The organism is Vibrio sp. Vb0598 (assembly GCF_033338935.1).
Classification (GTDB): Bacteria; Pseudomonadota; Gammaproteobacteria; order Enterobacterales; family Vibrionaceae; genus Vibrio; species Vibrio alginolyticus.
Genome location: NZ_JAWOTP010000178.1, coordinates 1 through 1,241, shown reverse-complemented (window position 1 = coordinate 1,241; position 1,241 = coordinate 1). Strand labels below are relative to the sequence as shown.

The 1,241-nt window shown below is 46.0% G+C and carries 1 protein-coding gene and 2 pseudogenes; all 3 read left to right on the top strand.

Going from position 1 to position 1,241, the window contains the following annotated elements:
- Nucleotides 1-233: pseudogene (locus R7Q38_RS23885) on the top strand (ABC transporter substrate-binding protein); the annotation flags it as partial.
- A gap of 9 nt (nt 234-242) precedes the next feature.
- Nucleotides 243-1,100 carry an ABC transporter ATP-binding protein gene (locus tag R7Q38_RS23880; RefSeq protein ID WP_005496771.1) on the top strand — a complete coding sequence of 286 codons (858 nt, stop codon included), beginning with the start codon at nt 243-245 and terminating at the stop codon, nt 1,098-1,100.
- A 36-nt stretch (nt 1,101-1,136) separates the two neighbouring features.
- Nucleotides 1,137-1,241, top strand: a pseudogene (locus R7Q38_RS23875) (ABC transporter ATP-binding protein); the annotation flags it as partial.

Below are 1,241 nucleotides of genomic sequence, written 5' to 3'. Positions count from 1 at the left end.
ACGTGATTGTCACTGGCTACATGGTACCTTACGTTCGTTATGGACACTGGCGTTGGTTGAAATTGCCAGAGAAACCAATGAATCGAATGACAGAAGCGTTGTTCAGTGGCGGAATTATCGGTGATGGCACGTATTGGATCGACAAAGACGTGAAGAAAGAAACCCAGAAAGCGATGAAGTCGGGTAAAACCTTTGAACCGGTTGTTGTCGTTGATGACACGTATAAGCTGTAAGGATGTGTTATGGAAAACGATGTAATTTTGAGTGTAAAAGACCTCGAAGTGGAATTCATCACGGATGATGGCCCGGTAAAAGTACTCCATGGCGTGAACTTTGATGTTCGCGCAGGACGAACGCTCGGTCTCGTTGGTGAGTCTGGCAGTGGTAAGAGCGTGACCTCCATGTCCATCATGGGACTGTTGCCAAAGCCTTACGGCAATATTGTTAATGGTGAAGTTAACTACCGAGGTACCAATCTGGTGTCGCTACCAGCGGAAGAAATGTACGCCATGCGCGGCGACCGCATTTCGATCATTTTCCAAGACCCAATGACGGCGTTGAATCCAGTGCATACCATTGGCCGCCAACTGTGCGAAGTGTTGGAATTACACCGTCCTGAGTTAGGTAAAAAAGAGCGCGAATCCTACGCGGTAGAAATGCTGGCTAAAGTGAAAATTCCAATGCCAGAAAAGCGCCTCAACGAATACCCGCACAACCTATCTGGTGGTATGCGCCAGCGCGTGATGATCGCAATGGCACTCGCATGTAAACCAGACATTTTGATTTGTGATGAGCCAACGACAGCTCTGGATGTAACGGTACAGGCGTCTATCCTTGAACTTATGAATGAACTTCAAGAAGAAACGGGCATGGCAATGATCTTCATTACCCATGATTTAGGCGTAGTAGCTGAAGTGTGTGATGACGTTGCGGTAATGTATGGTGGTCGTATTGTCGAAAAAGCGGAGATTTTTGAGCTGTTTGACAATCCGCAGCACCCTTACACGGAACGTTTGATGGGCTTAATGCCAAGCTTGGACAACGAACCTAAGCAGATGATTGATATCAAACCAATCGATGCCAGCATGTTTGCTAGCTAACTGGTGCAAAGTGAACAAGTCATAAAAGAGGATGTTATGGCAAAAGAAGTATTAAGAATTGAAAATCTTAAGCAGCACTTTGTATCTGGTAAAGGACTGTTTAAGAAAGGCTACACGATCAAAGCTGTAGACGGCGTTTCC

Coding starts and splice junctions, on each gene's coding strand:
- R7Q38_RS23880 (WP_005496771.1), top strand. CDS start 243: ATGGAAAACGATGTAATTTTGAGTGTAAAAGACCTCGAAGTGGAATTC.